At 60.4% G+C, this 26,767-nt stretch carries 23 protein-coding genes; 11 read left to right on the forward strand and 12 right to left on the reverse strand.

What is annotated here, in order from left to right:
• Positions 1 to 52 precede the first annotated feature (52 nt).
• The 3 genes from KVG95_RS02630 (at position 53) to KVG95_RS02640 (ending at position 3,688) form a co-directional block, all read left to right on the forward strand.
• Complete coding sequence (locus KVG95_RS02630) at positions 53 to 865, forward strand: cytochrome C assembly family protein (RefSeq protein ID WP_217854400.1); 813 nt, start codon at positions 53 to 55, stop codon at positions 863 to 865.
• Positions 866 to 877: 12 nt separating this feature from the next.
• Complete coding sequence (locus KVG95_RS02635; RefSeq protein WP_217854401.1) at positions 878 to 2,122, forward strand: transporter associated domain-containing protein; 1,245 nt, start codon at positions 878 to 880, stop codon at positions 2,120 to 2,122.
• 249 nt (positions 2,123 to 2,371) lie between these two features.
• Positions 2,372 to 3,688, forward strand: a complete 1,317-nt coding sequence (locus KVG95_RS02640; protein ID WP_217854402.1) for an MFS transporter — start codon at positions 2,372 to 2,374, stop codon at positions 3,686 to 3,688.
• Positions 3,689 to 3,809: 121 nt separating this feature from the next.
• Here KVG95_RS02640 and purT read toward each other — a convergent pair whose 3' ends face one another.
• From purT to KVG95_RS02665, 5 genes are all read right to left on the reverse strand, one after another.
• Positions 3,810 to 4,991 (reverse strand): formate-dependent phosphoribosylglycinamide formyltransferase, encoded by a 1,182-nt coding sequence (gene purT, locus KVG95_RS02645; protein WP_217854403.1) that lies wholly within the window; start codon positions 4,989 to 4,991, stop codon positions 3,810 to 3,812.
• A gap of 99 nt (positions 4,992 to 5,090) precedes the next feature.
• Positions 5,091 to 5,558 carry a 7-cyano-7-deazaguanine/7-aminomethyl-7-deazaguanine transporter gene (locus KVG95_RS02650; RefSeq protein ID WP_217854404.1) on the reverse strand — a complete coding sequence of 156 codons (468 nt, stop codon included), beginning with the start codon at positions 5,556 to 5,558 and terminating at the stop codon, positions 5,091 to 5,093.
• Between the two features lie 220 nt (positions 5,559 to 5,778).
• Positions 5,779 to 5,994, reverse strand: a complete 216-nt coding sequence (locus KVG95_RS02655) for a DUF1289 domain-containing protein (RefSeq protein ID WP_052966547.1) — start codon at positions 5,992 to 5,994, stop codon at positions 5,779 to 5,781.
• Positions 5,991 to 6,515, reverse strand: a complete 525-nt coding sequence (locus tag KVG95_RS02660; protein WP_003221962.1) for a gamma carbonic anhydrase family protein — start codon at positions 6,513 to 6,515, stop codon at positions 5,991 to 5,993. The genes KVG95_RS02655 and KVG95_RS02660 overlap by 4 nt, the downstream gene beginning before the upstream one ends.
• A gap of 56 nt (positions 6,516 to 6,571) precedes the next feature.
• On the reverse strand, positions 6,572 to 7,171 hold the full coding sequence (locus KVG95_RS02665) for a CoA pyrophosphatase (RefSeq protein WP_052966546.1): 600 nt from the start codon (positions 7,169 to 7,171) through the stop codon (positions 6,572 to 6,574).
• A 146-nt stretch (positions 7,172 to 7,317) separates the two neighbouring features.
• On the opposite strand from KVG95_RS02665, the gene KVG95_RS02670 reads away from it, so the two are divergent.
• The 7 genes from KVG95_RS02670 (at position 7,318) to nagE (ending at position 16,076) form a co-directional block, all read left to right on the forward strand.
• Complete coding sequence (locus KVG95_RS02670) at positions 7,318 to 7,869, forward strand: NUDIX hydrolase (protein WP_217854405.1); 552 nt, start codon at positions 7,318 to 7,320, stop codon at positions 7,867 to 7,869.
• A gap of 65 nt (positions 7,870 to 7,934) precedes the next feature.
• Positions 7,935 to 8,438 (forward strand): L,D-transpeptidase family protein, encoded by a 504-nt coding sequence (locus tag KVG95_RS02675; protein ID WP_038981698.1) that lies wholly within the window; start codon positions 7,935 to 7,937, stop codon positions 8,436 to 8,438.
• A 420-nt stretch (positions 8,439 to 8,858) separates the two neighbouring features.
• Positions 8,859 to 9,590: a GntR family transcriptional regulator gene (locus KVG95_RS02680; RefSeq protein ID WP_038981696.1), complete on the forward strand. Its 732-nt coding sequence runs from the start codon at positions 8,859 to 8,861 to the stop codon at positions 9,588 to 9,590.
• A 54-nt stretch (positions 9,591 to 9,644) separates the two neighbouring features.
• Positions 9,645 to 10,751 (forward strand): N-acetylglucosamine-6-phosphate deacetylase, encoded by a 1,107-nt coding sequence (nagA, locus tag KVG95_RS02685; RefSeq protein WP_217854406.1) that lies wholly within the window; start codon positions 9,645 to 9,647, stop codon positions 10,749 to 10,751.
• Complete coding sequence (locus tag KVG95_RS02690) at positions 10,732 to 11,754, forward strand: SIS domain-containing protein (RefSeq protein WP_217854407.1); 1,023 nt, start codon at positions 10,732 to 10,734, stop codon at positions 11,752 to 11,754. The genes nagA and KVG95_RS02690 overlap by 20 nt, the downstream gene beginning before the upstream one ends.
• 47 nt (positions 11,755 to 11,801) lie before the next feature.
• Positions 11,802 to 14,318, forward strand: a complete 2,517-nt coding sequence (ptsP, locus tag KVG95_RS02695) for a phosphoenolpyruvate--protein phosphotransferase (RefSeq protein WP_217854408.1) — start codon at positions 11,802 to 11,804, stop codon at positions 14,316 to 14,318.
• A gap of 42 nt (positions 14,319 to 14,360) precedes the next feature.
• Positions 14,361 to 16,076, forward strand: a complete 1,716-nt coding sequence (gene nagE, locus KVG95_RS02700; protein ID WP_217854409.1) for an N-acetylglucosamine-specific PTS transporter subunit IIBC — start codon at positions 14,361 to 14,363, stop codon at positions 16,074 to 16,076.
• A gap of 189 nt (positions 16,077 to 16,265) precedes the next feature.
• Here nagE and KVG95_RS02705 read toward each other — a convergent pair whose 3' ends face one another.
• The 3 genes from KVG95_RS02705 to purL all read right to left on the reverse strand — a co-directional run bounded on the left by KVG95_RS02705 (position 16,266) and on the right by purL (position 21,441).
• Positions 16,266 to 16,676: a DUF6124 family protein gene (locus KVG95_RS02705; protein WP_217854410.1), complete on the reverse strand. Its 411-nt coding sequence runs from the start codon at positions 16,674 to 16,676 to the stop codon at positions 16,266 to 16,268.
• Between the two features lie 551 nt (positions 16,677 to 17,227).
• Entirely contained in the window at positions 17,228 to 17,539 is a 312-nt protein-coding gene (locus KVG95_RS02710) for a YqfO family protein (RefSeq protein WP_038981681.1), read from the reverse strand.
• Positions 17,540 to 17,544: 5 nt separating this feature from the next.
• Entirely contained in the window at positions 17,545 to 21,441 is a 3,897-nt protein-coding gene (gene purL, locus KVG95_RS02715; RefSeq protein WP_217854411.1) for a phosphoribosylformylglycinamidine synthase, read from the reverse strand.
• A 274-nt stretch (positions 21,442 to 21,715) separates the two neighbouring features.
• On the opposite strand from purL, the gene mltF reads away from it, so the two are divergent.
• Positions 21,716 to 23,176, forward strand: coding sequence for a membrane-bound lytic murein transglycosylase MltF (gene mltF / locus KVG95_RS02720; RefSeq protein WP_217854412.1), 1,461 nt, complete (start codon positions 21,716 to 21,718; stop codon positions 23,174 to 23,176).
• 127 nt (positions 23,177 to 23,303) lie between these two features.
• Here the strand turns inward: mltF and pdxJ are convergent, their stop codons facing one another.
• The 4 genes from pdxJ to rnc all read right to left on the reverse strand — a co-directional run bounded on the left by pdxJ (position 23,304) and on the right by rnc (position 26,585).
• The gene (gene pdxJ / locus KVG95_RS02725) at positions 23,304 to 24,047 is read right to left on the reverse strand and encodes a pyridoxine 5'-phosphate synthase (protein ID WP_217854413.1); all 744 of its coding nucleotides are present in this window, start codon (positions 24,045 to 24,047) and stop codon (positions 23,304 to 23,306) included.
• A gap of 98 nt (positions 24,048 to 24,145) precedes the next feature.
• A complete protein-coding gene (gene recO / locus KVG95_RS02730) occupies positions 24,146 to 24,832 on the reverse strand; it encodes a DNA repair protein RecO (RefSeq protein WP_217854414.1) in 687 nt (228 codons plus the stop codon).
• 168 nt (positions 24,833 to 25,000) lie between these two features.
• On the reverse strand, positions 25,001 to 25,903 hold the full coding sequence (gene era / locus KVG95_RS02735) for a GTPase Era (protein WP_008073130.1): 903 nt from the start codon (positions 25,901 to 25,903) through the stop codon (positions 25,001 to 25,003).
• A complete protein-coding gene (rnc, locus tag KVG95_RS02740) occupies positions 25,896 to 26,585 on the reverse strand; it encodes a ribonuclease III (RefSeq protein ID WP_052966248.1) in 690 nt (229 codons plus the stop codon). Before rnc ends, era begins: the two co-directional genes overlap by 8 nt.
• Between the last annotated feature and the right edge of the window lie 182 nt (positions 26,586 to 26,767).

Raw genomic sequence — 26,767 nt, forward strand, 5'->3', positions numbered from 1 at the left:
GTGGGGGTTCTATGCCAAACTCAGCGCCTTTCGGGCTTGCCTAACAGGATTTATGCTCCCCTTGTCACCCAGTTTGCTTACCACCCTCGCCGCCGCCTGCTTATATGCCGCTGCGACCCTCTATCAGGGCACTCGTCTGGCCACCGGCGCCAAGGCGAACAAGCGCCTGCTGGTCACGTTCGGTGTGCTGGCCGTGCTGGCCCACAGCGTCAGCCTGATCACCTATCTGCTGACACCGATCGGCCTGGCCCTGGACTTCTTCAGCGCCGCCAGCCTGATTGCCGCAGCGGTTATTGCCCTGACTCTGTTGGCCTGCTCGCGTATTCCGGTGGAAAACCTGCTGCTATTGCTGTTTCCGCTAGGCGCCGCCACCGTGCTGCTGGCACAGTTTGCCCCCGCCGGCACGGTGCAGATCATTGACGAAGAGCCAGGCATCCTCGCCCACATCCTCTTGTCGATCCTCGCTTACGGCATGTTCACCATCGCGGTCTTCCAGGCTTTGCTGCTGCTGGTTCAGGACCATCAGCTCAAACACAAGCATCCGTCCGGTCTGATCAAAAATTTCCCGCCGCTGCAAACCATGGAAAGCCTGCTGTTTGGTTTCCTTTGGGCCGGCTGGAGCCTGCTGTCGCTGTCGCTGATCTCCGGCTGGCTGTTTGTCGAGAACCTGTTCGCCCAGCACCTGGTGCATAAAACCCTGCTGGCGTGCCTGGCCTGGATCGTTTTCAGCGTGCTGCTTTGGGGGCGCAACCGCCTCGGCTGGCGCGGACACAAAGCCATCCGCTGGACCCTTGCCGGTTTTTGCCTGCTGATGCTGGCGTACTTCGGTAGCAAGCTGGTCCGCGAATACATTCTGCATATCTGACGGGCGGCATTAATGGACGACTTGCCCATAGGGCCGATGCTCGCGGTGCTGGCCCTGCTGGTTTTATGGTCGGGGCTGTTTACCGCCATCGAAATTGCACAACAGCACTTGCTGGCCCAGCGAACGGCCTCGCGCTCGAGCGACAAACCGGTGGCCAAGCTGAGTTTCCCACTCAACAGCCTGATCCTCTGCAACACCCTGTGCCGCGCGCTGGTAGTGGTCATCAGCACCTTGCTGGCGATTTTCATCTGGGTGCAAAACGGTCCATGGATTGCCTGTCTCGGTGCCAGCGCGGTGCTGCTGGTGTTCGCCGACTACCTGCCGCGCACTCTTGCCATGCGCTATCCGGATGCCGTCCTGTCCCTGGGCAACACACTGCTCGGCATACCTTTGAAGATCGTCTACCCGGCTGCCTGGCTCCTCAATGGCATCAGCCAGCTGCTGACGCGACCATTCGCCCGCAAAATCAATGTGGTGCAACAAAGCGGAGACGAGGTGCCAGCCGACCGGCATGACGATCACGAACACGCCGCCAGTCGCCCGCATCCGCTATCAGGTATCCACGCGCTGGATAACATCACGGTCAACGATATTCTGGTGCCGCGCAGTGAGGTCGACGGAATCAACCTGGACGATCCCCTCGAAGAAATCATCGAACAACTGCGCCATAACAGGCGCACCCGCCTACCGGTGTTCCACAGCGACATCAACCAGGTCGAAGCGGTGCTCAACACCCGGCAGATCCGTCATTTGCTGCCGGATTCAAGCCTGACCATGGAAGCGCTGCAGGCAGCCAGTCACGAACCGTACTTCGTACCGGAAAGCACCCCGCTGCAGCTGCAATTGCTGAATTTCCACAAGCAGCAGCGGCGTTTGGGCATGGTGGTCGACGAATATGGAGAAGTGCTGGGTATCGTGACCCTGGAAGACATTCTCGAAGAAATCGTCGGTGAATTCGAAAGCCAGCACAGCCTGGATAATCCGCACATCCACCCGCAGGCCGATGGTCGCCTGGTAATCGAAGGTGCAGCGTCGATTCGCGAATTGAACAAGAGCCTTGGCTGGCACCTGCCCAGCGATGGCCCGAAAACGCTCAATGGACTGGTGACAGAGGCACTGGAAACGATTCCGGACAGCGCGGTTTGCCTGAAGATCGGGCGTTATCGGCTGGAGATTCTGGAAACGGAAGACAATCGCGTCACGCGCGTGCTGATCTGGCATACCAGTTCGACGCCTGCGATTGCCTCTATCCGTTAGATAGTTAAAAGATCTATGCCCTTGTTAGATCGTTAGCCGCCTTCCTATAATCAAGCCGCTTACCCAAGCCCCCGCCGAACCACGTGCTTACCCCGCACGCAGCAGGTTCCGGCCAGATCATCGACGATATCCGCACCACTGCGACGACTGTTCCTACCTTGAACAGCGACCGTGCCTCCACCCACATCCCTGGGTATTCGACCATAATAATTCGCTCCACTGGGGCACATGACTGTCAGGGATTACCGCATGACGACCAGCACAACGTTCAGCGACACCGCGCCTGCGCAACCAACCAATTCCGCCACCCGAGTAGCCACCGCGAGTTTCATCGGCACGGCCATCGAGTTCTACGACTTCTACGTCTATGCCACCGCAGCAGCGCTGGTGATCGGGCCGGTGTTCTTTCCGCAAACCTCCGGCACCGCCCAGATGCTGTCGGCGTTCCTCACCTTCGGTATCGCCTTCCTTGCGCGGCCACTGGGTTCGGCGCTGTTCGGCCATTTCGGTGACCGCATCGGGCGCAAATCGACACTGGTCGCCTCCCTGCTATTGATGGGCGTGTGTACCACGCTGATTGGCGTGCTGCCGGGTTACGACAGCATTGGCGCCTGGGCGCCGATCCTGCTTTGCGTGCTGCGCTTCGGCCAGGGCCTGGGGCTGGGTGGTGAATGGGGCGGTGCCGCATTGCTGGCCACGGAGAACGCGCCCAAAGGCAAGCGCGCCTGGTACGGCATGTTTCCGCAACTCGGCCCATCGATCGGGTTTCTGGCGGCCAACGGCCTGTTCCTGACTCTGGCCATGAGTCTAAGCGACGAGCAGTTCCGCTCATGGGGCTGGCGGATTCCGTTCCTGCTCAGTGCCGCGCTGGTGATGGTCGGCCTGTATGTGCGCCTCAAGCTCCACGAAACCCCGGTGTTCGCCAACGCCATGGCTCGCCAGGAGCGAGTGAAGATCCCATTGGTCGAGCTGTTCAGCCAATACTGGGCGCCGATGCTGCTAGGTGCCGGGGCGATGGTGGTGTGCTATGCGCTGTTCTACATCTCGACAGTGTTTTCGCTGAGCTATGGCGTGTCGACGCTCGGCTACACCCGAGAAACCTTCCTCGGCCTGCTGTGTTTCGCTGTGTTGTTCATGGCGGCCGCGACACCGCTGTCGGCCTGGGCGAGTGATCGTTTCGGGCGCAAACCGGTGCTGATCATCGGCGGTGTGCTGGCGATTCTGTCCGGATTCCTGATGGAGCCGCTGCTGACCCAAGGCTCGACCTGGGGCGTGGCGCTGTTCCTGTGCATCGAGCTGTTTCTGATGGGCGTGACGTTTGCGCCGATGGGCGCGCTGCTGCCAGAGCTGTTTCCGACCCACGTGCGCTATACCGGCGCATCGGCGGCGTACAACCTGGGCGGGATTGTCGGAGCCTCGGCGGCACCGTTCTTTGCGCAAAAACTGGTGGCGATGGGCGGTTTGAGTTATGTCGGCGGGTATGTGTCGGGGGCGGCGGTGCTGAGCCTGATTGCGGTGCTGTGCCTGAAGGAGACGCGGCATAACGATTTGAATCGGGTGGCCTGAAGAAAAAGCAAAAGCTTCGCGAGCAAGCCCGCTCCCACATTAGATTTTGGATGTATACAAAATCTGTATTCACACCGATCAAGTGTGGGAGCGGGCTTGCTCGCGAATGGCGCGACTCGGTTTAGAGCTCTACACCAACAGCCTGAGAAGCACGGGTCGCTTTAGCCCGGGCAGCCTCGATCGATTCATCACGCGCCAACGCCACACCCATCCGGCGCTGGCCATTGACCTCTGGCTTGCCGAACAGACGCAACGCAGTATCCGGTTCGCTCAACGCAGCGCCCAAATTGGCGAATGCGGTTTGAGTCGACTGCCCTTCCACCAGAATCACCGCCGAAGCCGAAGGCCCGAACTGACGGATCAATGGAATCGGCAGGCCCAGGATCGCCCGTGCATGCAGCGCGAACTGCGACAGGTCCTGGGAAATAAGGGTCACCAGACCGGTGTCATGCGGGCGCGGCGAGACTTCGCTGAACCAGACCTGATCACCCTTGATGAACAACTCGACGCCAAACAAACCACGGCCACCCAAGGCTTCGGTCACCGCTTTAGCAACGCGCTCGGATTCAGCCAGAGCAACCGGGCTCATGGCTTGTGGCTGCCAGGATTCCTGGTAGTCGCCTTTCTCCTGACGGTGGCCAACCGGCGCACAGAACGTAGTGCCGCCAACGTGACGCACGGTCAGCAGGGTGATTTCGTAGTCGAAATCGATGAAGCCTTCGATGATCACGCGACCTTTACCGGCGCGGCCACCTTCTTGAGCGTAATCCCAGGCCTTCTGCACGTCATCGACACTGCGCAGCAGGCTCTGGCCTTTGCCCGAGGAACTCATGACCGGTTTGACCACGCATGGGAACCCCAGATCTTCGACAGCCTTGTTGTAGTCCTCGAAGGTGTCGGCGAAGTAGTACGGCGACGTCGGCAGGCCCAGCTCTTCAGCGGCCAGGCGACGGATGCCTTCGCGGTTCATGGTCAGCTGTGCGGCGCGAGCGGTCGGGATCACGGTGAAGCCTTCGGACTCCAGCTCTACCAGGGTCGCGGTGGCGATGGCTTCGATTTCCGGCACGATGAAGTCCGGCTTCTCGGCTTCGATCACTGCACGCAGGGCGGCGCCGTCGAGCATGTTGATCACATGGCTGCGATGGGCGACTTGCATGGCCGGCGCATTGGCGTAGCGATCGACGGCAATCACTTCAACGCCCAGGCGTTGCAGCTCGATCACCACTTCCTTGCCCAACTCACCACAGCCACACAGCAATACGCGGGTCGCGGTTGGCGACAATGGAGTTCCGATACGGGTCATCTCAGGTCCTCAAGAAGCGGATCATCGAGGGATGCGGTGCCTGGCACGCTTCCCATGGGGAGAAAGCGCGGCATTTTACATGAACCTGAGGGTTTGGCTTCAGCTGGCGACAGCCTGATTACGCAAGCGCCAGGCCATGATCAGCCATACGACCGTCACACCTGCGAACTTCGAGCCCATGGCGGTGAGGATCACGGCCGGAGTGAACGCATCGATCATGCCGAAGAAGATGAAGGTATCCAGCGGGATGCTCAGGGCCGAACTTATCCACAGGCGATCGTGCAATGGACGCTTGGTGATGCTGAACACCAGCCAGTCGATGCCCTCGGACACGGCGAATGCGATCGCGCTGGCCAGTGCGATGGATGGGTCGGAAGTGACGTAGGACAGTGCCAACGCCACCAGCATCGCCGCGATCGCGCCGTGACCGAAGCGGGTTTGCACCATGTCACGCAGCACGAACACCAGCCCACCCCAGGCCGACCAGATGATGTCCAGGTGCGGGGCGCTGGAAAAGGCGTAATTGATCAGCACGACGCTGCTGATGTAGGCGATCAGGAAGAGCATGGGGCGGGGGGATACCTGTCAATTTGGTGCACAGGGTACTTCATCTTCAGCGCACAGATCACCTGTGGCGAGGGGGCTTGCCCCCGTTGCACTGCGTAGCAGTGCTAAAACCTGCAACTGTTTTCTACCTGAATCACCGCGCGTACCGACTTTACGACTGCTGCGCAGCCGAACGGGGGCAAGCCCCCTCGCCACAAAAGCCACTCTAACCACAAAAAATTCACGAGTCAGACTTGGAGGGCAACATCCAGATCAACCCACTCGACTTCGCCCGCTCATGGCACAACCCCAACACCTTGCGCCGCTCTGCGTTGTCCATCCGGCTCCAGCGAGTGATTTCTTCCACCGTGCGCTGACACCCGGTGCAAATGTCATCCTCATCCAGCGCACAAATGCTCACGCACGGCGATGGAACCGGTCGTTCAATGGTGCTCATTCTTCCTGCTCGACCAAATCGCGGGCATAACGCTGCGAGTTATGCACATAGTGGGCGGCGCTGGCTTCGAGCATCTTCTTCTGCGGCTCGGTCAACTCGCGTACGACTTTGCCCGGTGAGCCCATGACCAGCGAACCGTCCGGAATTTCCTTGCCCTCACCGATCAGCGAGTTGGCGCCGATGATGCAGTTCTTGCCGATTTTCGCGCCGTTGAGAATCACCGCGTTGATGCCGATCAGGCTGTAATCGCCCACCGTGCAGCCGTGGAGCATGGCGTTGTGGCCGATGGTCACGCCGGTGCCAATGGTCAGCGGGTAGCCCATGTCGGTGTGCATCACGGTGCCGTCCTGCACGTTGCTGTTCTTGCCGATCAGGATCAATTCGTTGTCGCCACGCAACACGGCGTTGAACCAGACGTTGGCGCCCTCTTCCAGTTTGACCTTGCCCACCAAAACGGCATTGGGGGCGACCCAGCTCTGCGGATGGGTGTCGACACGGGCGTCGCCCAGGCGGTATTTCATCTTGTTGTCCTCAAAGGCTCAGGCAGCCGCAGACTCATGCCATGCGAACGATGACTTCAGGTTTTGATAAAACTCTTGGGTGGTTGATGCAGGCTGATTTTCGCGTCATAGAGCAGGTTGATCAACTCGACGATCATGATCGCCGTCAGCCCCCAGATCTTGTACTCGCCATAACGGTAGCTCGGCACGTACCAACTGTGGCCCTGATAGTCGATGCGGTGGGTGTGCTCGCGCGGGTCTTTGCGGAAGAACTCCAGCGGCACGCTGAACACGGCAGCAATCTCGGCATCGTTGGCCAGGTATTCGACGAAATCCGGAATCACGCCGACATAGGGCGTGACCTTGATACCGTGTAGGGAGATTAGTGGGCTCAGCGGGCCGATCACTTCAACCAACCCCGGTGGCAGGCCGATTTCTTCTTCAGCTTCGCGCAGGGCGGTAAAAATCAGATCTGGGTCTTCGGGGTCGCGTCGACCGCCGGGGAAGGCAACTTCACCGCCATGGGTCGAGAGCCCACTGGCGCGAAGGGTCAGGACCAGTTCCGGTTCGTCACTGCGCGTGATAGGCACCAATACCGCGGCTTCAGGGAAACGCAGGTCGGTTTCCAGCGTACGCGGCGTGTGATTACTTACCCGGTGCAGTAGCTCGTCCAGCATGAGTCTTCTCGATCTGTGCCTTACCCTGCATCATGCACCAATCGCACCGGCCGCCCAAGCCCCGAACAGCCTCATGTCGCGAAACGACAACTTGCCGACCGACACCGCTGCACGCCAAGATAGGCGCAGCATTCAGGAACCCAAGCATGAAATTTTGCAGCCAATGCGGCAACCCGGTAACCCAGCGCATTCCCGAAGGCGATTCGCGCCTGCGTTTTGTCTGCGATAGCTGTCATACCATCCATTACCAGAACCCCAATATTGTTGCCGGTTGCGTGCCGACCTGGGGTTCGAAGGTGTTGCTATGCCGTCGCGCCATCGAGCCACGGCTCGGTTACTGGACCCTGCCCGCCGGCTTCATGGAAAACGGTGAGACCATCGAACAGGCCGCCATTCGCGAGACCGCCGAAGAAGCCTGTGCCCGGGTGCGCAACCTGAGCATCTATACACTGATCGACGTGCCACACATCAGCCAGGTGCATGTTTTCTTTCGCGCCGAGCTGGTGGACCTGGATTTTTCCGCGGGTCCCGAGAGCCTGGAAGTGCAACTGTTCGAAGAAGCCGACATCCCTTGGGGCGAACTGGCTTTCCGCACGGTGGGGCGTACCTTAGAATGCTTCTTCGCTGACCGGCGGACCGAGATCTACCCCGTGCGGTCCGAATCGATCCCACCGCTCGTCCAGCCTGCCATCATTTAACGCACCTACACGTAAAAGCATCTATAAAATCAATAATCGCGACACCTCTTAGGGATATCGTTTCAATGCGCTGGTTGCTTGCCGTTTTTTGCTTGTCGTTCGTCGCTGTCAGCCAGGCTTCCTCCACGGAAACGCTGGACGGCAAAGTCATCGAAAAAGTTCTGGTTCTCAAATCTGCCCACCAGTTGCAATTGATCAATGACGGCAAGCCGATCAAGACCTATCGCATTTCCCTGGGTAAACGCCCCAAGGGGCCGAAGCTGATGGAGGGCGACAAACGCACCCCCGAAGGCTTTTATTGGGTCGACTGGCGCAAGATCAGCGATCGCTTCAACCTGGCGATGCACATCTCCTACCCTAATATCAGCGACGCCGCCCGCGCCCGGCGCGAAGGCGTTGAGCCTGGTGGCATGATCATGATCCATGGCACCCCGGACACCGAAGACAACCCCGAAGACCTGTTCCATACGCTGGACTGGACCGACGGCTGCATCGCCATGCGCAACATGGACATGCGCGAGGTGTGGGGTCTGGTGCCGGATGGCACGATGATTGAGATTCGTCCGTAACCTCCCCCCGTAATGATCGTTCCCACGCGCAGCAAAGGAATGCAGCCCGGGACGCTCCGCGTCCCCTCCAGAGCCGAACGCAGAGCGTCCGTTGAGGCATTCCCACGCAGAGCGTGGGAATGATCAAGTGACTACCTTCGGTCGGCATCGAAAAATAATTTCAAAAGATCGCAGCTTTCGGCAGCGCCTACAGGGTAGATACCAATTCCCCCTGTAGGCGCTGCCGAAGGCTGCGATCTTTGCTTTCAAAATCCCCGCCTCTAATACCACTTAGAACCTTCCCCCATTAATAGCCTCCAGTAAGCCCGGCCTTGCTGCGCCCACAGCTAAGTACTGGCATTGACATGGTATTTAAGTGGTATTAGTTTTTCCCCACAACCGGGCGACAACAATCCTACATCCGCATCGGACCAAACCTACATGAATGACCTACAGGCCCTACGCCCTGACGACACCCAGCCCACGCCGCTGTACCTGCAACTGGCGCGCAATCTGGAAGCCGCAATCCATGCCGGCCAGTGGAAAGCCGAACAGGCGATGCCATCGGAACGCAACCTCAGTGAACTGCTGGGCATCTCTCGCGTCACCGCGCGCAAAGCACTGGAAGTGCTGTTCGAGCAAGGCCTGATCCGGCGCAATCAAGGCTCTGGCACGTTCATCACGCCACGCCTGGAACAACCGCTGTCGCGCCTCTCGGGCTTCAGTGAAATGCTCCGGCTCAAAGGCTTCGTCCCTGGTTCGCAATGGCTGGAACGGGAAATCACCCCGCCGACCCACGAAGAACTGATCCGCCTCGGCCTCTCGCCCAACGACAAGGTCGCGCGGCTCAAACGCTTGCGCAAAGCCGACGATACGGTGATGGCAATCGAGATGAGCACCCTGCCCGCCTCGATCATTCCCAAGCCGCAAGCGGTGGGCGACTCCCTCTACGAATACCTCGACGGCATCGGCAAACCCGTAGTCCGCGCCCTGCAACATATCCAGGCGATCAACGCCTCGGACGAATTCGCTGCCCTGGTGGGCATCGCTCCCGGCACCGCCATGCTGCTGATGACCCGGGTCGGCTACATGGAAGACAACACGCCAATCGAAGTCACCGACACCTATTGCCGCAACGACTACTACGACTTTGTCGCAGAGCTCCGCAGATAAAGAGCTCCCTCGATAAAGAGCTTCGTTGCCAAAACGAGCAAACGAGAACCGATCATGTCCGAAGACAACATCCTCACCGCCCACGGCTGGGTTCGCGGCCGGCTGATCCACGAACACGGCAAGGTCGTGTCCATCGAAGGCCTGCCGTGCGATCCGGCGGACAACGACTTGCCTTACCTGCTGCCGGGTTTCATCGACCTGCACGTTCACGGCGGCGGTGGTAAAGACATCATGGAAGGTGCGCCCGCCTTCGAAACCATCACCAAAACCCACGTGCGCTTCGGCACCACGTCGCTGCTGGCGACCACCATGACTGCGCCGAACGAAGAAATCTCGCGAGTGCTCAAGGACGTCGGCGAGTTCTGCGAGCAGCGACCCAAAGGCAGCGCCCGGGTCCTCGGCGTGCATCTGGAAGGCCCATACATCAACCCCGGCAAACTCGGCGCTCAGCCGAATTTCGCCCACACCGCGTTGATGGCCGAAGTCGAAGAATACCTGGCGCTGGCGCCGATCAGGGTGATTACCATCGCCCCGGAAATCGCCGGCCACGACGGTTTGATCCGTGCCCTCAGCGCTCGCGGCGTGCGCATGCAAATCGGCCATACGCTGGGCAGTTACGAGGAAGGCGTCGCTGCGCTTGCGGCCGGGGCCAGCAGTTTCACCCACCTCTACAACGCCATGAGCCCGCTGCACCACCGCGAGCCGGGCATCGTCGGCGCAGCGCTGGCCCACGCCAAGTACGCCGAGCTGATTCCGGACCTTCTGCACGTGCACCCCGGCGCGATCCGCGTGGCCTTGCGCTCGATCCCGTGCCTGTATTGCGTCACCGATTCCACCGCTGCCGCCGGCATGCCCGACGGTGAATACAAGCTCGGCAGCCACACGGTGACCAAATGCCTGGGCGGCGTGCGCCTGCCCGACGGCACGCTGGCCGGCAGCACCCTGACCATGGATCAAGCCCTGCGCAACCTGGTGAAGATTGGTTTGCCGATTGCCGAAGCCTCGCAACGACTTTCGCAATTCCCCGCCGACTACCTCGGCCTTCAAGAACGCGGACGCCTGCAACCCGGCGCCTGGGCCGACTGCGTGCAGCTGGACCGCTCACTCACACTGACCGCCGTCATGGTCGAAGGAGAAGACATTGACTTCAAAAATGCTTGAAGAGGCGTTGTCCTCGTTCGAGGCCGTGCACGCCCAATTGCAGCAACTCGACCCGCAGATGATCGAGATCGCCGGGCGCCTGCGCCGTCAGCCGCCGCAAGTGGCGATGACTGTCGCTCGCGGCAGCTCCGACCATGCCGCGAGCTACTTTGCCTACCTGACCATGCAGCAACTGGGCATTCCGGTGGCGTCATTGCCGATGTCGGTGGTGACCATGCAGCAAGCGCCGCTGAAGGTCAGCGGCCAGGTCGCGTTCGCCTTCTCGCAGTCGGGGCAAAGCCCGGATCTGGTGAACAGCCTGCGTCTGCTGCGCAAGCGCGGTGCCCTGAGCATCTCCATGGTCAACGCCGAGAACTCGCCTTTGGAAGCCGCCTGCGAATTCAGCCTGCCGCTGTGCGCTGGCACTGAAAGCAGCGTCGCCGCGACCAAAAGTTTTATCGCCACCCTCACCGCCAGCGTCCGCCTGATCGCCCACTGGAAAGAAGACGTGGGGTTGCTGGAAGCAGGCCTTGCCCTGCCGGAAGGACTGCGCGAAGCGGCAAAACAGGACTGGAGCCTGGCCATTGATGCGTTGCGCGATTGTCAGCGCTTGATGGTGATCGGCCGTGGCGCCGGTTTCGCCATCGCCCAGGAAGCGGCGCTCAAATTCAAGGAAACCTCAGCGATTCAGGCCGAAGCCTTCAGCAGCGCCGAAGTCCGGCACGGCCCGATGGCGTTGATCGACGAGAACTATCCCCTACTGATCTTCGCCCCGCGCGGCGCCGAGCAGGCCGGGTTGCTGAGCCTGGCGGCGGACATGCGCCAGCGCGGCGCCCGCGTGCTACTGGCCGCGCCGGATGACGTCGCCGAACGCGATCTGACACTGAGTCGCGCCGAACACCCGGCCCTGGACCCGATTCTGGCGATCCAGAGTTTCTACGTCATGGCCGCAGGCTTGGCCGTCGCCCGAGGCATGGACCCGGACCAGCCGCGTCATTTGAGCAAAGTAACGCGCACGCACTAAGCCCAATGACAAGTCTGAACCGTAGTTTTTATTGATGAGACCGAGCCATGCACAACAACAATAAAGAGCTGACCCTCAGCGCCCCGCTCAGCGGCCCGGTGCTCACACTTGCCAAAGTCCCGGACCCGGTATTCGCCAGCGGCGCGATGGGCGACGGGATCGCCATCGATCCGCTGAACGACACCCTGTACTCGCCTTGTGAAGCTGTCGTGACCCACGTCGCCCGCACTGGCCACGCCATCACCTTGCGCGCCGATAACGGCGCCGAGTTGCTGCTGCACTTGGGCCTCGATACGGTCGAGTTACAGGGCGTCGGTTTCTCGATGCTGGTCAAGGAAGGTGCGCGCGTCAGCAATGGCCAGCCGCTGTTGCGTTATGACCTGGACCAGGTCGCGCAGCAGTGCAAAAGCCTGGTCAGCCTGATGATCCTGACCAACAGCCAGGACTTTCAGGCGCGGCCGATAACGCTGAAATCGGTGAAGGTTGGCGATCCGCTGCTGCACATCGTGCCGAAAGTGGCCAACGGTGTGCAGATCGACATTGGGGTCGTCGGCATCGAGGTTCAGGGGCATATTCATGTCGCCCATCGCGGCGGCCTGCACGCCCGGCCTGCCGCGCTGATCCGCCAGACCGCCCAACAGTTCACGAGCAAATCCCGGCTGCACTTCGCCGGCAAATCGGCGGCCTGCGACAGTTTGATCGGCCTGATGGCGCTAGCCGTCGGTGAGCAGGATGAAATCAGGGTCAGCTGCCAGGGACCGGACGCCGAGGCCGCGCTGCAAGCCCTGTTGGCGGCGTTATCCACAGCCCTGGCCGAAGACAGTCACGCCGCTGCGCCAGCACCGATGGTCCAACGCAATCGCCCTGCCGAAGCGGGTGTGTTGCATGGCGTGTGCGCAGCTCCCGGTCTGGTGGCTGGGCCGTTATTTCGTCTGAACTCGATCAGCCTGCCAATGGATGCCGGCAATCATGATCCCGAGCAACAACGGCAAAGTCTGGACACCGTACTGACTGGGGTGCGCAGCGACATCGACGCCACTCTGGCCCAAGCGAAGAAGCACAAGAATACCGACGAAGAAGCCATCTTTGCCGCGCACCTGGCGCTGCTCGAAGACCCGGCGCTGCTTGATGCGGCTTATCAATCCATCGACCACGGCACCGCCGCGACTCACGCTTGGAGCCAATCCATCGACGTGCAGTGTGAGGTGCTTCAGCAACTCGGCAGCCCGCTACTGGCCGAACGCGCCAACGACCTGCGCGATCTCAAACAGCGCGTGCTGCGCGCCCTGCTCGGTGAAACCTGGCAGTACGACGTGCCGGCCGGCGCCATCGTCGCGGCCCATGAACTGACCCCGTCCGACCTGCTGCAACTGAGCCAGCAAGGTGTGGCCGGGTTGTGCATGGCCGAGGGCGGCGCGACTTCCCATGTGGCAATTCTCGCTCGCGGGAAAGGCTTGCCGTGCATGGTTGCACTGGGTTCGACGCTGCTGGATCAGGTGCAAGGTCAAGCGGTGGTGCTGGATGCCGACGGCGGACGTCTCGAACTGACGCCCAACGCCGAGCGCCTGGCCGAGGTGCATCAGGCGCAACTCGATCATCAACAACGTCGTGCGCTTCAACAGTCTCAGGCTCATACCCCGGCACTGACACTTGATGGTTTGCAAATCGAAGTCGCCGCCAATGTCGCTTCCAGTGCTGAAGCGGCCGATGCTCTGGCCAATGGTGCGGACGGCGTCGGCCTGCTGCGCACCGAATTTCTGTTTGTGGACCGCAACACAGCGCCGGACGAACAGGAACAACGCGTCGCCTATCAAGCTGTGCTCGATGCCATGGGTGATAAGTCGGTGATCATCCGCACCATCGACGTCGGCGGCGACAAGCAACTCGACTATTTACCGCTTCCGGTCGAAGCGAATCCGGTGCTCGGATTACGCGGCATTCGTCTGGCTCAAGTCCGCCCGGAACTGCTGGATCAGCAACTGCGCGCGCTCCTGCAGGTCAGCCCGCTGTCGCGCTGTCGGATTCTGCTGCCGATGGTCACCGAAGTCGACGAACTGCTGCACATCCGCCAGCGTCTCGATGCGTTGTGCGACGAACTCGGCCTGATCCAACGCCCGGAGCTGGGCGTGATGATCGAAGTCCCGGCCGCCGCATTGCTGGTCGAGCAACTGGCCGAACACGCGGACTTCTTGTCGATCGGCACCAACGATTTGTCCCAATACACCCTGGCCATGGACCGCGACCACGCCGGCCTCGCCTCGCGGGTCGATGCGCTGCACCCGGCATTGCTGCGACTGATCGCCCAAACCTGCACCGGTGCGGCGGTGCATAACCGTTGGGTCGGCGTCTGCGGCGCCCTCGCTTCCGATCCGTTGGCCACGCCCGTATTGATTGGCCTGGGGGTCAGCGAGTTGTCAGTGAGCCCGGTGCAAATCGGGGAAATCAAGGACCGCGTCCGCCACCTCGATGCTACCCAATGCCGACGCATCAGCCAGGACCTGCTCAAGCTGAGCAGCGCCAGCGCGGTGCGTCACGCTTGTCACCAGCAATGGCCGCTGAGCTGAACAACAGCCACTAAAAACAACAAGAACCCTGGGAGATCCGCCATGTACCAATACTTCATCGAAGGCCTGCAGCGCCTCGGTCGTGCGCTGATGCTGCCGATCGCGATCCTGCCGATTGCCGGGTTACTGCTGCGCCTCGGCGACACCGACCTGCTGAACATCGCGATCATCCACGACGCAGGTCAGGTGATCTTCGCCAACCTGGCATTGATCTTCGCCATCGGCATCGCGGTCGGTTTCGCCAAAGACAACAACGGCACCGCAGGCCTGGCCGGGGTTATTGGCTATCTGGTGATGATCTCCACCCTCAAAGTGCTCGATGCGAGCATCAACATGGGCATGCTCGCCGGGATCGTCAGCGGCCTGATGGCCGGCGCACTGTACAACCGCTTCAAAGACATCAAGTTGCCGGAGTACCTGGCGTTCTTCGGCGGACGGCGTTTTGTACCGATCGTCACCGGGTTCGCCGCCGTCGGCCTGGGCGTCGTGTTTGGGTTCATCTGGCCGCCGATCCAGCACGGCATCAATGGCTTCGGCGCATTGATGATGGAGAGCGGCAGCTTCGGTGCTTTCGTCTTCGGCGTGTTCAACCGCCTGCTGATCGTCACCGGCCTGCACCACATTCTCAACAACATGGCGTGGTTCGTGTTCGGCAACTTCACCGACCCGACCACGGGAGCTCTAGTGACAGGCGACCTGTCGCGCTACTTTGCCGGCGATCCTAAAGGTGGCCAGTTCATGACCGGCATGTTCCCGATGATGATCTTCGGCCTGCCCGCCGCCTGCCTGGCGATGTACCGCAACGCCCTGCCGGAACGGCGCAAAGTCATGGGCGGGATTTTCCTCTCCATGGCCCTCACCTCGTTTCTGACGGGCGTGACGGAACCGATCGAATTCGCCTTCATGTTCCTCGCGCCGATGCTGTTTTTGCTTCACGCGCTTCTGACGGGGTTGTCGATGGCCGTCACCAATCTGCTGAACATTCACCTGGGCTTTACGTTCTCAGGCGGCTTCATCGACATGGTTCTGGGCTGGGGTGAATCCACCAATGGCTGGCGGGTGGTTCCGGTGGGGCTCGCATATGCAGTGATCTACTACGTTGTATTTGATTTCTGTATTCGTCGATTCAATTTGAAGACGCCGGGGCGTGAAGATGTGCCGACTGGCAACAAGGTGGTGGTCGCCGAGAATGAGCGCGCCGGGGCTTACATCAAGGCGCTGGGTGGTGCGCAGAATTTGATCACGGTGGGTGCATGCACCACTCGGTTGCGGCTGGATATGGTGGATCGCAACAAAGTGTCCGACGTTGATTTGAAAGCGCTGGGTGCGATGGCGGTTGTGCGCCCAGGTAAAGGCGGGAGTTTGCAAGTGGTGGTCGGGCCGATGGCCGACAGCATTGCCGATGAAATCCGGTTGGCGATGCCGGCGTTGGGGCGAGCGGTTATCGCCTCCCCCGCTGCCGTTGTCGACGTACCAGAACCTGCCGCCGTGGCAGATACAGAAGCCCAGCAATGGCTGAAGGCCCTGGGCGGTGGCGACAATGTGCTGCAAATGGATTGCGTGGCCATGACCCGGATTCGGCTGCAACTGGCGGATGGCAAGGCGTTGTCGGAGGGTCAGTTGAAAGTACTTGGTTGCCTGGGGGTCAGTCAGTTGGACGGTGGGGTTTGGCATTTGCTGATTGGCGACAAGGCAGCGAGTTTGAGTTGTGCGCTGGAAGCATTGGTTAATCGCAGTGAGGTGAGTGCCAGGGTTTAGATTTTTGGCGGCTGAGAGTCGGCTTTCGCGAGCAAGCCCGCTCCCACAGTAAATCGGCGGCGTTCGTAATTATTGTGACCGACTCGGTCAAAATGTGGGAGCGGGCTTGCTCGCGAAGAGGCCCTCACGAACACCACAAATCTCAAAGCCCGCTGACCGTCACAGGTCCAGCGGGCTTTTTTTATCGTGCTACACCTGCGGGTCCAGATGATCCAGCACACGATTCACCGACAACTCCGCCAGAGAAATCATCTGCTGAATCCCCAATGCCAGATTGCACGCCGGCCCGGTCAGATCGAACGCCAACTCGCTAGCCATGACATTCGCCGAAGCCAGGGTTTCACAGGCATGGGCCAGCAGGGTTTCGGAATCTACGTTGGGCGCGACGACGAAGATCGTGCTTGGACGCTGGCCGGCTTTGGCCTTCTTCCGGGAAGGTGGCACGAGATAGTGATCGAGTGCACGGATTGCGGCGTCGTGGAGTTTTTTGGAATTGAGGCAGGCGTAGGGGGAAACGGATTCGTTTTCCATGTTTGCTTCTACATCTTTTACGTCTGTTTCTACGTCTGTTTCTGGAGGATTTTGGCTGTCTTTGATCATTGTGTAACTCCTAATGAAAAGTCGGAGCTACCAGCATCACTTGCAGATGATGGGTGGCAGCTGTGTGCGGGCCTGCAAGACCAAAGTCATTAGGCAACCTCGGCAGACCCGGAGATCTCCCGCACACAGCCACCATAAATCGATGACCATTAATCTAAGCGCAACGATTATAGGTGCGCTTAGAGGTGCCTAACAAACTATCGGCGGGCTTGCAGTCCCGGTCGCTGAATTGGCAGCGACAGCTAAAGGTTAGAGAGCCCACTTCCGACGCACAACCTGAAAGACTTGTGGGAAGGTTCTGATGTTTTGGCTGACCGATAAACATCGTTGCTTGTGAGGCCGCCATCGCGAGCAGGCTCGCTCCCACAGATCTGGGGGAGATTGATCGGCTGTGAGGCCGTCTTCGCGGGCAAGCCTCGCTCCTACAAGTGAGCCGGCGTATGTCTGAGAGAGATTGGTCGGCTTTAAGGCCGCCACGCCCTAAATCGCAGCCAACAAAAAACCCGCTGAAATCACTTTCAGCGGGTTTCTCATTTCAGCAGTCAGGAAGATCAGAAATCCTCCAACCGCCATACCTCGTAAGCCGGCGTCTCATAGGGATGGCTCTCTTTCAGAGCCACCACCACCGCCCGAATCAACTCATCGCTGACCACAAGCTCAACCTTCCATTCCTCAACCTGCTCGACCTGCCCCGCTTCGCCAATAAACGGCTGACTGCCATCCAGTGGACGAAACTGACCCAACCCAAACACCTGCCACGCACAGTGATCATAAGCCCCGATTCGCCCGCCACCGGCAGCGAACACAGCACTCTTGACCACCTCGACATGACTGGCCGGAACAAAAAAACTGAGCTTGTACACGGCGCTTAGTTAACCCAGACGCGAGCATTACGGAACATACGCATCCAAGGTGCGTCTTCGTTCCAGTCTTCCGAACGCCACGAGTTCTGCACGGCGCGGAATACACGCTCCGGGTGCGGCATCATGATGGTCACGCGACCGTCACGGCTGGTCAAACCGGTGATCCCGCGCGGCGAGCCGTTCGGGTTGGCCGGGTAGTTTTCGGTGACCTTGCCGTGGTTGTCGACGAAACGCATTGCCACGCAACCCGACAGATCGGCTTCCAGCAACGCTTCTTCGCTGACGAATTCTGCATGGCCTTCGCCGTGCGCGATGGCGATCGGCATGCGCGAACCGGCCATGCCCTGCAGGAAGATCGAGTTCGACTCCTGGATCTGTACCATCGCCACGCGAGCTTCGAACTGTTCGGAACGGTTACGCACGAAGTGCGGCCAGAACTCGCTGCCCGGGATCAGCTCGTGCAGGTTGGACATCATCTGGCAACCATTGCACACGCCGAGGGTGAAGCTGTCGTTACGTTCGAAGAAGCCCTGGAAGGCATCGCGAGCGCGGCTGTTGAACAGCGCGGACTTGGCCCAGCCTTCGCCGGCACCCAATACGTCGCCGTAGGAGAAACCGCCACAAGCCACCAGACCTTTGAACTCGTTCAGGTCGACACGACCGGCCAGAATGTCGCTCATGTGCACGTCGATCGCGTTGAAACCGGCGCGGTCGAACGCGGCCGCCATTTCCACCTGACCGTTGACGCCCTGCTCACGCAGCACGGCAACCTGTGGGCGGATGCCTTTCTTGATGTAAGGCGCGGCGACGTCCTGATTGACGTCGTAGCTGAGCTTGACGCTCAGGCCCGGGTTGTCTTCTTCCAGCAGCACGTCGAACTCTTGTTCGGCGCAGTCGGCATTATCACGCAGACGCTGGATCTGGTAGCTGGTTTCAGCCCACTGACGTTGCAGCAGACGACGCTGACCTTCGAACACGGTGTCGCCGTTGAAAGTGATGCTGATCTGGCCGTTGTTCATCGGCTGACCGATCACCGACACGCAGTCACCCAGGCCAGCAGCACTGAACTGCGCGAGGATGTCTGGAGTGGCGTCCTGGCGAACCTGGATCACAGCGCCCAGTTCTTCGTTGAACAGGATCGCGGCGATGTCGGCGGAGGTTTCTGCCAGACCGTCGAGGTTCAGGCTCAGGCCGCAATGACCGGCGAAGGCCATTTCCACCACGCTGGTCAGCAGACCACCGTCGGAACGGTCGTGGTAAGCCAGCAAGTGACCGTCGGCGTTGAGGCCCTGGATCACGGCAAAGAAGGCTTTCAGGTCTTCGGCGTCATCGACGTCCGGGGCCTGCTTGCCGAGTTTGCCGTGAACCTGAGCGAGGATCGAAGCGCCCATGCGGTTCTGACCGCGACCGAGGTCGATCAGGATCAGGTCGGTGGTGCCCTTGTCCATGCGCAGTTGCGGGGTCATGGTCTGACGGATGTCAGCCACGGGCGCGAAACCGGTCACGATCAGCGACATCGGCGAAGTCACAGTCTTGTCGACGCCTTCGTCGTTCCAGCGGGTGGCCATGGACATGGAGTCCTTGCCTACCGGAATGGTGATGCCGAGGTCCGGGCACAATTCCATGCCGACTGCTTTCACGGTGTCGTACAGACGCGCGTCTTCACCCGGGTGACCGGCGGCGGACATCCAGTTGGCCGACAGTTTGATGTCGGAGATTTTGGCGATGCGCGACGCCGCGATGTTGGTCAGGGTTTCGCCGATGGCCATGCGGCCCGACGCCGGAGCGTCCAGCAGAGCCAGCGGAGTACGCTCGCCCATGGCCATGGCTTCACCGGTGTAGACGTCGAAGCTGGTGGCGGTGACGGCAACGTCGGCCACCGGAACCTGCCACGGGCCGACCATCTGATCACGGGCCACGAGGCCAGTGATGGTACGGTCGCCGATGGTGATCAGGAAGCTTTTGCTGGCCACGGCCGGGTGATGCAGAACGCGCTCGACGCAGTCGGCGATCTCGAGGGTCGACGGATCGAAATCGTCGCCCAGCTCGTTTTCGCGAACGGCCGAACGGTGCATGCGCGGGGCTTTGCCCAGCAGCACTTCGAGCGGCATGTCCACCGGGCTGTTGCCGAAGTGGCTGTCGGTCACGGTCAGTTGCGGTTCAGCAGTGGCTTCGCCGACCACGGCAAACGGGCAACGCTCACGTTCGCAGATCGCCTGGAAGCGTTCGAAGTCCGCCGGGCCGACTGCCAGGACGTAGCGTTCCTGGGATTCGTTACTCCAGATTTCGTGCGGGGCCATGCCCGGCTCGTCGTTTGGAATGTTGCGCAGTTCGAAGCGACCGCCACGGTTGCCGTCGTTGACCAATTCCGGGAAGGCGTTGGACAGACCGCCCGCGCCGACGTCGTGGATGAAGCTGATCGGGTTTTTGTCACCCAACTGCCAGCAACGGTCGATAACTTCCTGGCAGCGACGCTCCATTTCCGGGTTTTCGCGCTGTACGGATGCAAAGTCCAGATCCGCCGAGCTGGTGCCGGTGGCCATGGAAGAGGCAGCGCCGCCGCCCAGGCCAATGAGCATTGCCGGGCCGCCGAGCACGATCAGCTTGGAGCCAACGGTGATCTCGCCTTTCTGTACGTGTTCGGCACGGATGTTACCCATGCCGCCGGCCAGCATGATCGGCTTGTGGTAACCGCGAACTTCGTCGCCACGCGGGGTGGTGATCGATTGTTCGAAGGTACGGAAGTAGCCGGTCAGGGCCGGACGGCCGAATTCGTTGTTGAACGCGGCGCCACCCAGTGGGCCTTCGATCATGATGTCCAGCGCGGTAACGATGCGCTCAGGCTTGCCGTACGGCACTTCCCACGGCTGTTCGAAGCCCGGGATCTGCAGGTTGGACACGGTGAAACCGGTCAGGCCAGCCTTTGGCTTGGCGCCGCGACCGGTTGCACCTTCGTCGCGAATCTCACCGCCGCTACCGGTGGACGCGCCCGGGAACGGGGCAATCGCGGTCGGGTGGTTGTGAGTTTCGACTTTCATCAGGATGTGCACCGGTTCCTGCACCGCGCCGTACTGACGGGTTTCAGGGTCCGGGAAGAAACGGCCGGCAACGGAGCCGACGATTACCGAGGCGTTGTCCTTATAAGCCGACAGAACACCTTCGCTGTGCATCTGATAGGTGTTCTTGATCATGCCGAACAGGCTTTTTTCCTGGCTCTGACCGTCGATGTCCCAACTGGCGTTGAAGATCTTGTGACGGCAGTGCTCGGAGTTCGCCTGGGCGAACATCATCAGTTCGATGTCATGCGGGTTGCGCTTCAAGCCGACGAAGGCTGCGACCAGGTAGTCGATCTCGTCTTCGGCCAGGGCCAGGCCCAGTTCGGTGTTGGCTTTTTCCAGCGCGGCGCGGCCGCCGCCCAACACGTCGATCGCGGTCAGGGGCTTGGGTTCGGCGTGGCTGAACAGGCCGGCGGCTTGTTCAAGGTTGTCCAATACGATCTGGGTCATGCGGTCATGCAGCGCGCCTGCGATCAGCTGCGCTTCGGCATCGCTGAACTGGCCGGCGACGTAGAACGCGATACCGCGCTCCAGGCGCTGGATCTTGGTCAGGCCGCAGTTGCGAGCGATGTCGCTGGCTTTACTGGACCACGGCGAGATAGTGCCAAAACGTGGCAACACCAGAAACAGACGACCGGTTGGCTCTTGTACTGGAACGCTTGGGCCGTACTTCAGAAGGCGCGCGAGCACCTGCTGTTCGTCGCCGGTCAGGACGCCGGTAACTTCGGCGAAGTGAGCGAATTCAGCATACAAGCCGCTGACAGCCGGAACCTTCTGGCTCAGTTGCTCAAGGAGTTTGCTGTGGCGAAAGGCAGAAAGGGCAGGAGCGCCGCGCAGGATCAACATCTTCGGGACAGCCTCGGGAAGGGGTGTGCTTTGAGGCCGTGCATTCTAGCCTAAACCGCCCGCGACAGCACCCGAAACGGTACGCACGGCTGCACCCGAACGTCGGGCCGGGTATTCGAGCCCGAAACAGGCGCGCGCCGCGGGTTATTTTTTCTGTCACAAAATGCTGTTCGGGCCCATTCCTGCGGGCTCCAAGCGGGTTTTAGACTCTCTAGCAGACAAGCCCTTCGCTGTCGAGATATGGCGCTCGTGGTCCTTTGCGTATACTGCGCAGATGTTTTCCCCAACGGCTTTGCGTCCGCGGTATGCCAAATGGCTGATCGCAACCGGACTCTTCCTGGTGCTCAGTGGCTGTGTTGATAAACCCAACACGCTGGAGCGCGTAAAGGAGGATGGCGTGCTGCGGGTGGTTACCCGTAACAGTCCCGCCACCTACTTTCAGGATCGCAACGGTGAAACCGGCTTCGAATACGAGCTGGTGAAGCGCTTCGCCGACGATCTGGGGGTCGAACTCAAGATCGAAACCGCCGACAACCTCGATGACCTGTTCAGTCAGGTGGGCAAGCCCAATGGCCCGGTGCTGGCTGCTGCCGGCTTGGTCAGCAGCGAGCAACGCAAACAGCAGGTGCGGTTTTCCCACTCTTACCTCGAAGTCACCCCACAGATCATCTACCGCAACGGCCAGTCACGGCCGACCGACGCAGGCGATCTGGTCGGCAAGAAGATCATGGTGCTCAAGGGCAGCACCCACGCCGAGCAATTGGCAGAGCTGAAAAAGAAATATCCCGGCATTGAATACGAAGAGTCCGACGCGGTTGAAGTCGTCGACTTGCTGCGCATGGTCGACGAAGCCCAGATCGATCTGACCCTGGTCGACTCCAACGAAGTCGCGATGAACCAGGTGTACTTCCCCAAAGTGCGGGTCGCCTTCGATCTCGGTGACGCCAGCAATCAGAGCTGGGCCGTGGCCGCCGGCGAAGACAACAGCCTGCTAAACGAGATCAACACCTACCTTGATAAGGTGAAGAAAAACGGCACCCTGCAACGCCTCAAAGACCGCTATTACGGGCACGTCGACGTACTGGGTTACATGGGCGCCTACACCTTCGCCCAGCATCTGCAGCAGCGGTTGCCCAAGTACGAACAGCATTTCAAGACGTACGCCAAGAAAGAGAAAGTCGACTGGCGCTTGTTGGCGGCGATCGGTTATCAGGAATCGCTGTGGCAAGCGGCGGTCACGTCCAAGACCGGCGTGCGCGGATTGATGATGCTGACCCAGAACACGGCGCAAGCCATGGGCGTGTCCAATCGCCTCGACCCCAAGCAAAGCATCATGGGCGGCGCAAAGTACCTGGCTTATATGAAGGAGCAACTGGACGAGTCGATCCAGGAGCCGGATCGTACGTGGTTCGCGCTCGCAGCCTACAACGTCGGCAGCGGTCACCTGGATGACGCGCGCAAACTGGCGGCCAAGGAAGGGTTGAACCCGGACAAGTGGCTGGACGTGAAGAAAATCCTGCCGCGCCTGTCCGAGAAGAAATGGTTCAGCAAAACCCGTTACGGCTACGCCCGGGGCGGCGAGCCGGTGCACTTCGTGGCGAACATTCGTCGTTACTACGACATCCTGACATGGGTCACGCAGCCGCAGTTGGAAGGCAATCAGGTCGCCGAGGGCAACCTGCATGTGCCGGGGGTCGACAAGACCAAGCCGAGCCAGGAAACCCCGCCGCTCTAACAGCCACCACCCATCAAATGTGGGAGCGAGCCTGCTCGCGAAGGCGGTTCAACATTCAGCATCTCTGTCGACTGCCACACCTCATTCGCGAGCAAGCCCGCTCCCACATTGGTTTTGTGTTTGGCTTTTAAGCTTTGGCGGCAGCCAGAATCAGCGCTTTCATCTCCGATACCGCCGACTTGAACCCGACGAACAACGCGTGGGCCACCAGCGCATGGCCGATGTTCAACTCGTTGATGCCCTTGATCGCCGCAACAGCTTCGACGTTGTGATAGTGCAGGCCGTGACCGGCGTTGACGATCAGCCCCTGGGCCAGACCGAATGCCACGCCATCGACCACGCGCTTGAGCTCTTCAGCGACTTCGGTTGGCGTCTCGGCGTCCGCATAACGCCCGGTGTGCAATTCAATGGCCGGTGCACCGACACGGCGGGACGCTTCGATCTGCCGCTCGTCTGCGTCGATGAACAGCGACACTTCACAGCCGATCTTCGTCAGGCGATCCACCGCTGCCTTGATCCGCGCCTCCTGCCCTGCCACGTCCAGACCGCCTTCGGTGGTCAGCTCCTGACGGGTTTCCGGAACCAGGCAAATATGTGCCGGGCGGATGCGTTCGGCGAACGCCATCATTTCTTCGGTGACGCCCATTTCGAAGTTCATGCGGGTTTGCAGCACATCCTTGAGCAGCAGCACATCGCGCTCCTGAATGTGCCGGCGGTCTTCGCGCAGGTGCACGGTGATGCCATCAGCGCCCGCCTCTTCCGCGTCCAGCGCTGCCTTGACCGGATCCGGGTAACGAGTACCCCGGGCCTGACGCAGGGTGGCAACGTGGTCGATGTTCACGCCAAGAAGAATGCGATTGCTGGTGGTCACGGAAGCGCTCCTGAAATAAGGGAAAGTTCGGTGCACAGCATACACGGGGAGCTTGGGTCTGTTGACGCAAGCATCAACAGTTCCTGTGGCTTGCGAAACTATGGCTTGCGGAACAACTCGCGACTGACCAGAGGACGACCGCCCAGATGAACGGCCAATGCCTGACGCATTAGGCGCTTGGCAGCGGACAGCGCTCCGGGTGCGGACCAGTCGGCATCGGCCATGGCCAGCAGTTCGGTGCCGTTGAACAGACCCGGTTGCAGCAGATAGACCCGCTCCAGACCCGCATCCACTTGCAAGCGATAGAGGCCGTCCGGCGCGATGGGGTCGTCATGGATGTCGGTATTCAACGCAAAGCCGTAGCCGAGGTCGTCGAGCAAACGCCATTCGAAGGAGCGCAGCAAAGGCTCCAGCGGACGGCCTTCCGCCAGGGCGAGCAAGGTCGCGGCGTAGTGATCGAAAACTGCGGGATGAGGGTCTTCGGCGGGCAGCAGACGGATCAGCAGTTCGTTGAGGTAGAGGCCGCTGAACAGCGCCTCGCCGTTGAGCCAGGTAGAAACACCGGCACTTTCCATGCGGCCGACGTTTTTCAGTTCACCCCGCCCCCGAAACTCGACTTCGAGCGGCACGAACGGCCGCGCCAATGTCCCGGCCTTGCCCCGCGCGCTACGCAACACCGCCCGCAGCCGACCTTGCGGCGTAAGGAAATCCACCAGCGCACTGCTTTCGCGGTAGGCGCGGCTGTGGAGGACGTAGGCGGCTTGGCCGATGGGGGCTTGAGACATGGAGTCAGGGTTCTCAATGACGGAGCGCAGTTTTAAAAACAACCCAAAACCAATGTGGGAGCGGGCTTGCTCGCGAAAGCGGTGTAACAGTCAACATCAATGCTGAATGTTACATCCTCTTCGCGAGCAAGCCCGCTCCCACAGTAGATCTATGTGCTGCCAAACGGTTTACAGGTCGCCATAACCCAGCGAACGCAATGCACGCTCGTCATCGGACCAGCCGCCCTTAACCTTGACCCACAGGTTGAGCATGATCTTGGAGTCGAACAGCAGCTCCATGTCCTTGCGCGCCTCGGTGCCGATGCGCTTGATGCGCTCGCCCTTGTCGCCAATGATGATTTTCTTCTGGCCGTCACGTTCGACGAGGATCAACGCATGAATGTGCAGGGTTTTGCCCTGCTGCTTGAACTCTTCGATTTCCACGGTGATCTGGTACGGCAGCTCGGCGCCCAACTGGCGCATGATTTTCTCGCGCACCAATTCGGCGGCGAGGAAGCGGCTGCTACGGTCAGTGATCTGATCTTCCGGGAAGAAGTGATCGTTTTCCGGCAGGTGCTCGGCGATCACTCGTTCCAGCGCGTCCAGGTTGTGCCCGTGCTGGGCCGAGATCGGCATGATCTGCGCGTTCGGCAGCTGCTCCTGCAACCAGCTCAGGTGCGGCATCAGCTCGGATTTGTCTTCGATACGGTCAGTCTTGTTCAGCGCCACGATCAGCGGGCCGGTCACGTACTGTACGCGTTCGAGGACCATCTGGTCTTCGTCGGTCCACTTGGTGCGGTCAACCACGAAGATCACCACGTCGACGTCTTTCAACGCCGCCGAAGCGGTCTTGTTCATGTAACGGTTCAGGGCCTTTTCGCCCCCCTTGTGCATGCCAGGGGTGTCGACATAGATCGCCTGAACGGCGCCTTCGGTCTTGATGCCGAGCATGTTGTGACGGGTAGTCTGCGGCTTGCGCGAGGTGATCGCCAGTTTCTGACCCAGAATGTGGTTCAGCAGCGTGGACTTGCCCACGTTGGGACGGCCGACGATGGCAACATAGCCACAGCGAGTTGCGGTTGAATCAGTCATGGCCATTCTCCACGCCCAGGGCAATCAGTGCTGCGGCGGCCGCTACCTGTTCGGCAATACGACGGCTCACACCCTGACCTCGGCTTTTTTCATTCAGTAAGATGATTTCACATTCGACGAAGAACGTCCGGCAATGCGGCTCACCCTGGATATCCACCACTTCGTAACGCGGCAGCTCACAACCACGGGACTGCAGGAATTCCTGCAGGCGGGTTTTCGGATCTTTGTTGGTGTCGACCAGCGTCAGGCCTTCGAACTCCCCGGCCAGCCAAGCCAGCACGCGCTCGCGCGCCATGTCCATGCCGGCGTCCAGATAGATCGCACCGATCAGGGCTTCCAGGGCATCGGCCAGAATCGACTCGCGACGGAAACCACCGCTTTTCAATTCGCCAGAGCCCAGGCGCAGGTATTCGCCCAGGTCGAAACCACGGGCCAGCACGGCCAGGGTCTCACCTTTCACCAAGCGGGCGCGCAAACGCGACAACTGGCCTTCGCGGGCCAACGGGAAGCGATCGAACAGCGCCTCGCCAGCGACGAAGTTGAGGATGGCATCACCGAGGAACTCCAGGCGTTCGTTGTTGCGCCCGGCAAAGCTGCGGTGAGTCAGGGCCAGGACCATCAGCTCCTGGTCTTTGAAGGTGTAGCCGAGCTGACGCTCTAGACGGCTTAAGGAGACGCTCACGGTTTACCCACGCTGAGTTCGTGGCTGGATTCCACCGCCATCGCCGTGGTGCGGCGCAGGCTTGGGACAATTAACGCTGTGTTCAAAAATAACGTCCTGAATATCGTTGTTTTCATGCTTCTGTCGCCGATTATGCCGACTCCAGAAATGCATTCGGCGCTGTGTTCAACAGCGCCGCGTGT

Source organism: Pseudomonas farris (genome assembly GCF_019145235.1).
Taxonomy (GTDB): domain Bacteria; phylum Pseudomonadota; class Gammaproteobacteria; order Pseudomonadales; family Pseudomonadaceae; genus Aquipseudomonas; species Aquipseudomonas farris.

What these genes read in the sequence shown, in the direction of transcription:
- recO (WP_217854414.1), bottom strand. Translation starts at nt 24,832, where the DNA reads ATGTCTCAAGCCCCCATCGGCCAAGCCGCCTACGTCCTCCACAGCCGC.
- KVG95_RS02630 (WP_217854400.1), top strand. Translation starts at nt 53, where the DNA reads ATGCTCCCCTTGTCACCCAGTTTGCTTACCACCCTCGCCGCCGCCTGC.
- KVG95_RS02675 (WP_038981698.1), top strand. Translation starts at nt 7,935, where the DNA reads ATGCGCTGGTTGCTTGCCGTTTTTTGCTTGTCGTTCGTCGCTGTCAGC.
- purT (WP_217854403.1), bottom strand. Translation starts at nt 4,991, where the DNA reads ATGACCCGTATCGGAACTCCATTGTCGCCAACCGCGACCCGCGTATTG.
- mltF (WP_217854412.1), top strand. Translation starts at nt 21,716, where the DNA reads ATGTTTTCCCCAACGGCTTTGCGTCCGCGGTATGCCAAATGGCTGATC.
- KVG95_RS02680 (WP_038981696.1), top strand. Translation starts at nt 8,859, where the DNA reads ATGAATGACCTACAGGCCCTACGCCCTGACGACACCCAGCCCACGCCG.
- nagA (WP_217854406.1), top strand. Translation starts at nt 9,645, where the DNA reads ATGTCCGAAGACAACATCCTCACCGCCCACGGCTGGGTTCGCGGCCGG.
- KVG95_RS02640 (WP_217854402.1), top strand. Translation starts at nt 2,372, where the DNA reads ATGACGACCAGCACAACGTTCAGCGACACCGCGCCTGCGCAACCAACC.
- KVG95_RS02660 (WP_003221962.1), bottom strand. Translation starts at nt 6,515, where the DNA reads ATGAAATACCGCCTGGGCGACGCCCGTGTCGACACCCATCCGCAGAGC.
- nagE (WP_217854409.1), top strand. Translation starts at nt 14,361, where the DNA reads ATGTACCAATACTTCATCGAAGGCCTGCAGCGCCTCGGTCGTGCGCTG.
- KVG95_RS02670 (WP_217854405.1), top strand. Translation starts at nt 7,318, where the DNA reads ATGAAATTTTGCAGCCAATGCGGCAACCCGGTAACCCAGCGCATTCCC.
- KVG95_RS02635 (WP_217854401.1), top strand. Translation starts at nt 878, where the DNA reads ATGGACGACTTGCCCATAGGGCCGATGCTCGCGGTGCTGGCCCTGCTG.
- KVG95_RS02705 (WP_217854410.1), bottom strand. Translation starts at nt 16,676, where the DNA reads ATGATCAAAGACAGCCAAAATCCTCCAGAAACAGACGTAGAAACAGAC.
- era (WP_008073130.1), bottom strand. Translation starts at nt 25,903, where the DNA reads ATGACTGATTCAACCGCAACTCGCTGTGGCTATGTTGCCATCGTCGGC.
- purL (WP_217854411.1), bottom strand. Translation starts at nt 21,441, where the DNA reads ATGTTGATCCTGCGCGGCGCTCCTGCCCTTTCTGCCTTTCGCCACAGC.
- KVG95_RS02665 (WP_052966546.1), bottom strand. Translation starts at nt 7,171, where the DNA reads ATGCTGGACGAGCTACTGCACCGGGTAAGTAATCACACGCCGCGTACG.
- KVG95_RS02650 (WP_217854404.1), bottom strand. Translation starts at nt 5,558, where the DNA reads ATGCTCTTCCTGATCGCCTACATCAGCAGCGTCGTGCTGATCAATTAC.
- ptsP (WP_217854408.1), top strand. Translation starts at nt 11,802, where the DNA reads ATGCACAACAACAATAAAGAGCTGACCCTCAGCGCCCCGCTCAGCGGC.
- KVG95_RS02655 (WP_052966547.1), bottom strand. Translation starts at nt 5,994, where the DNA reads ATGAGCACCATTGAACGACCGGTTCCATCGCCGTGCGTGAGCATTTGT.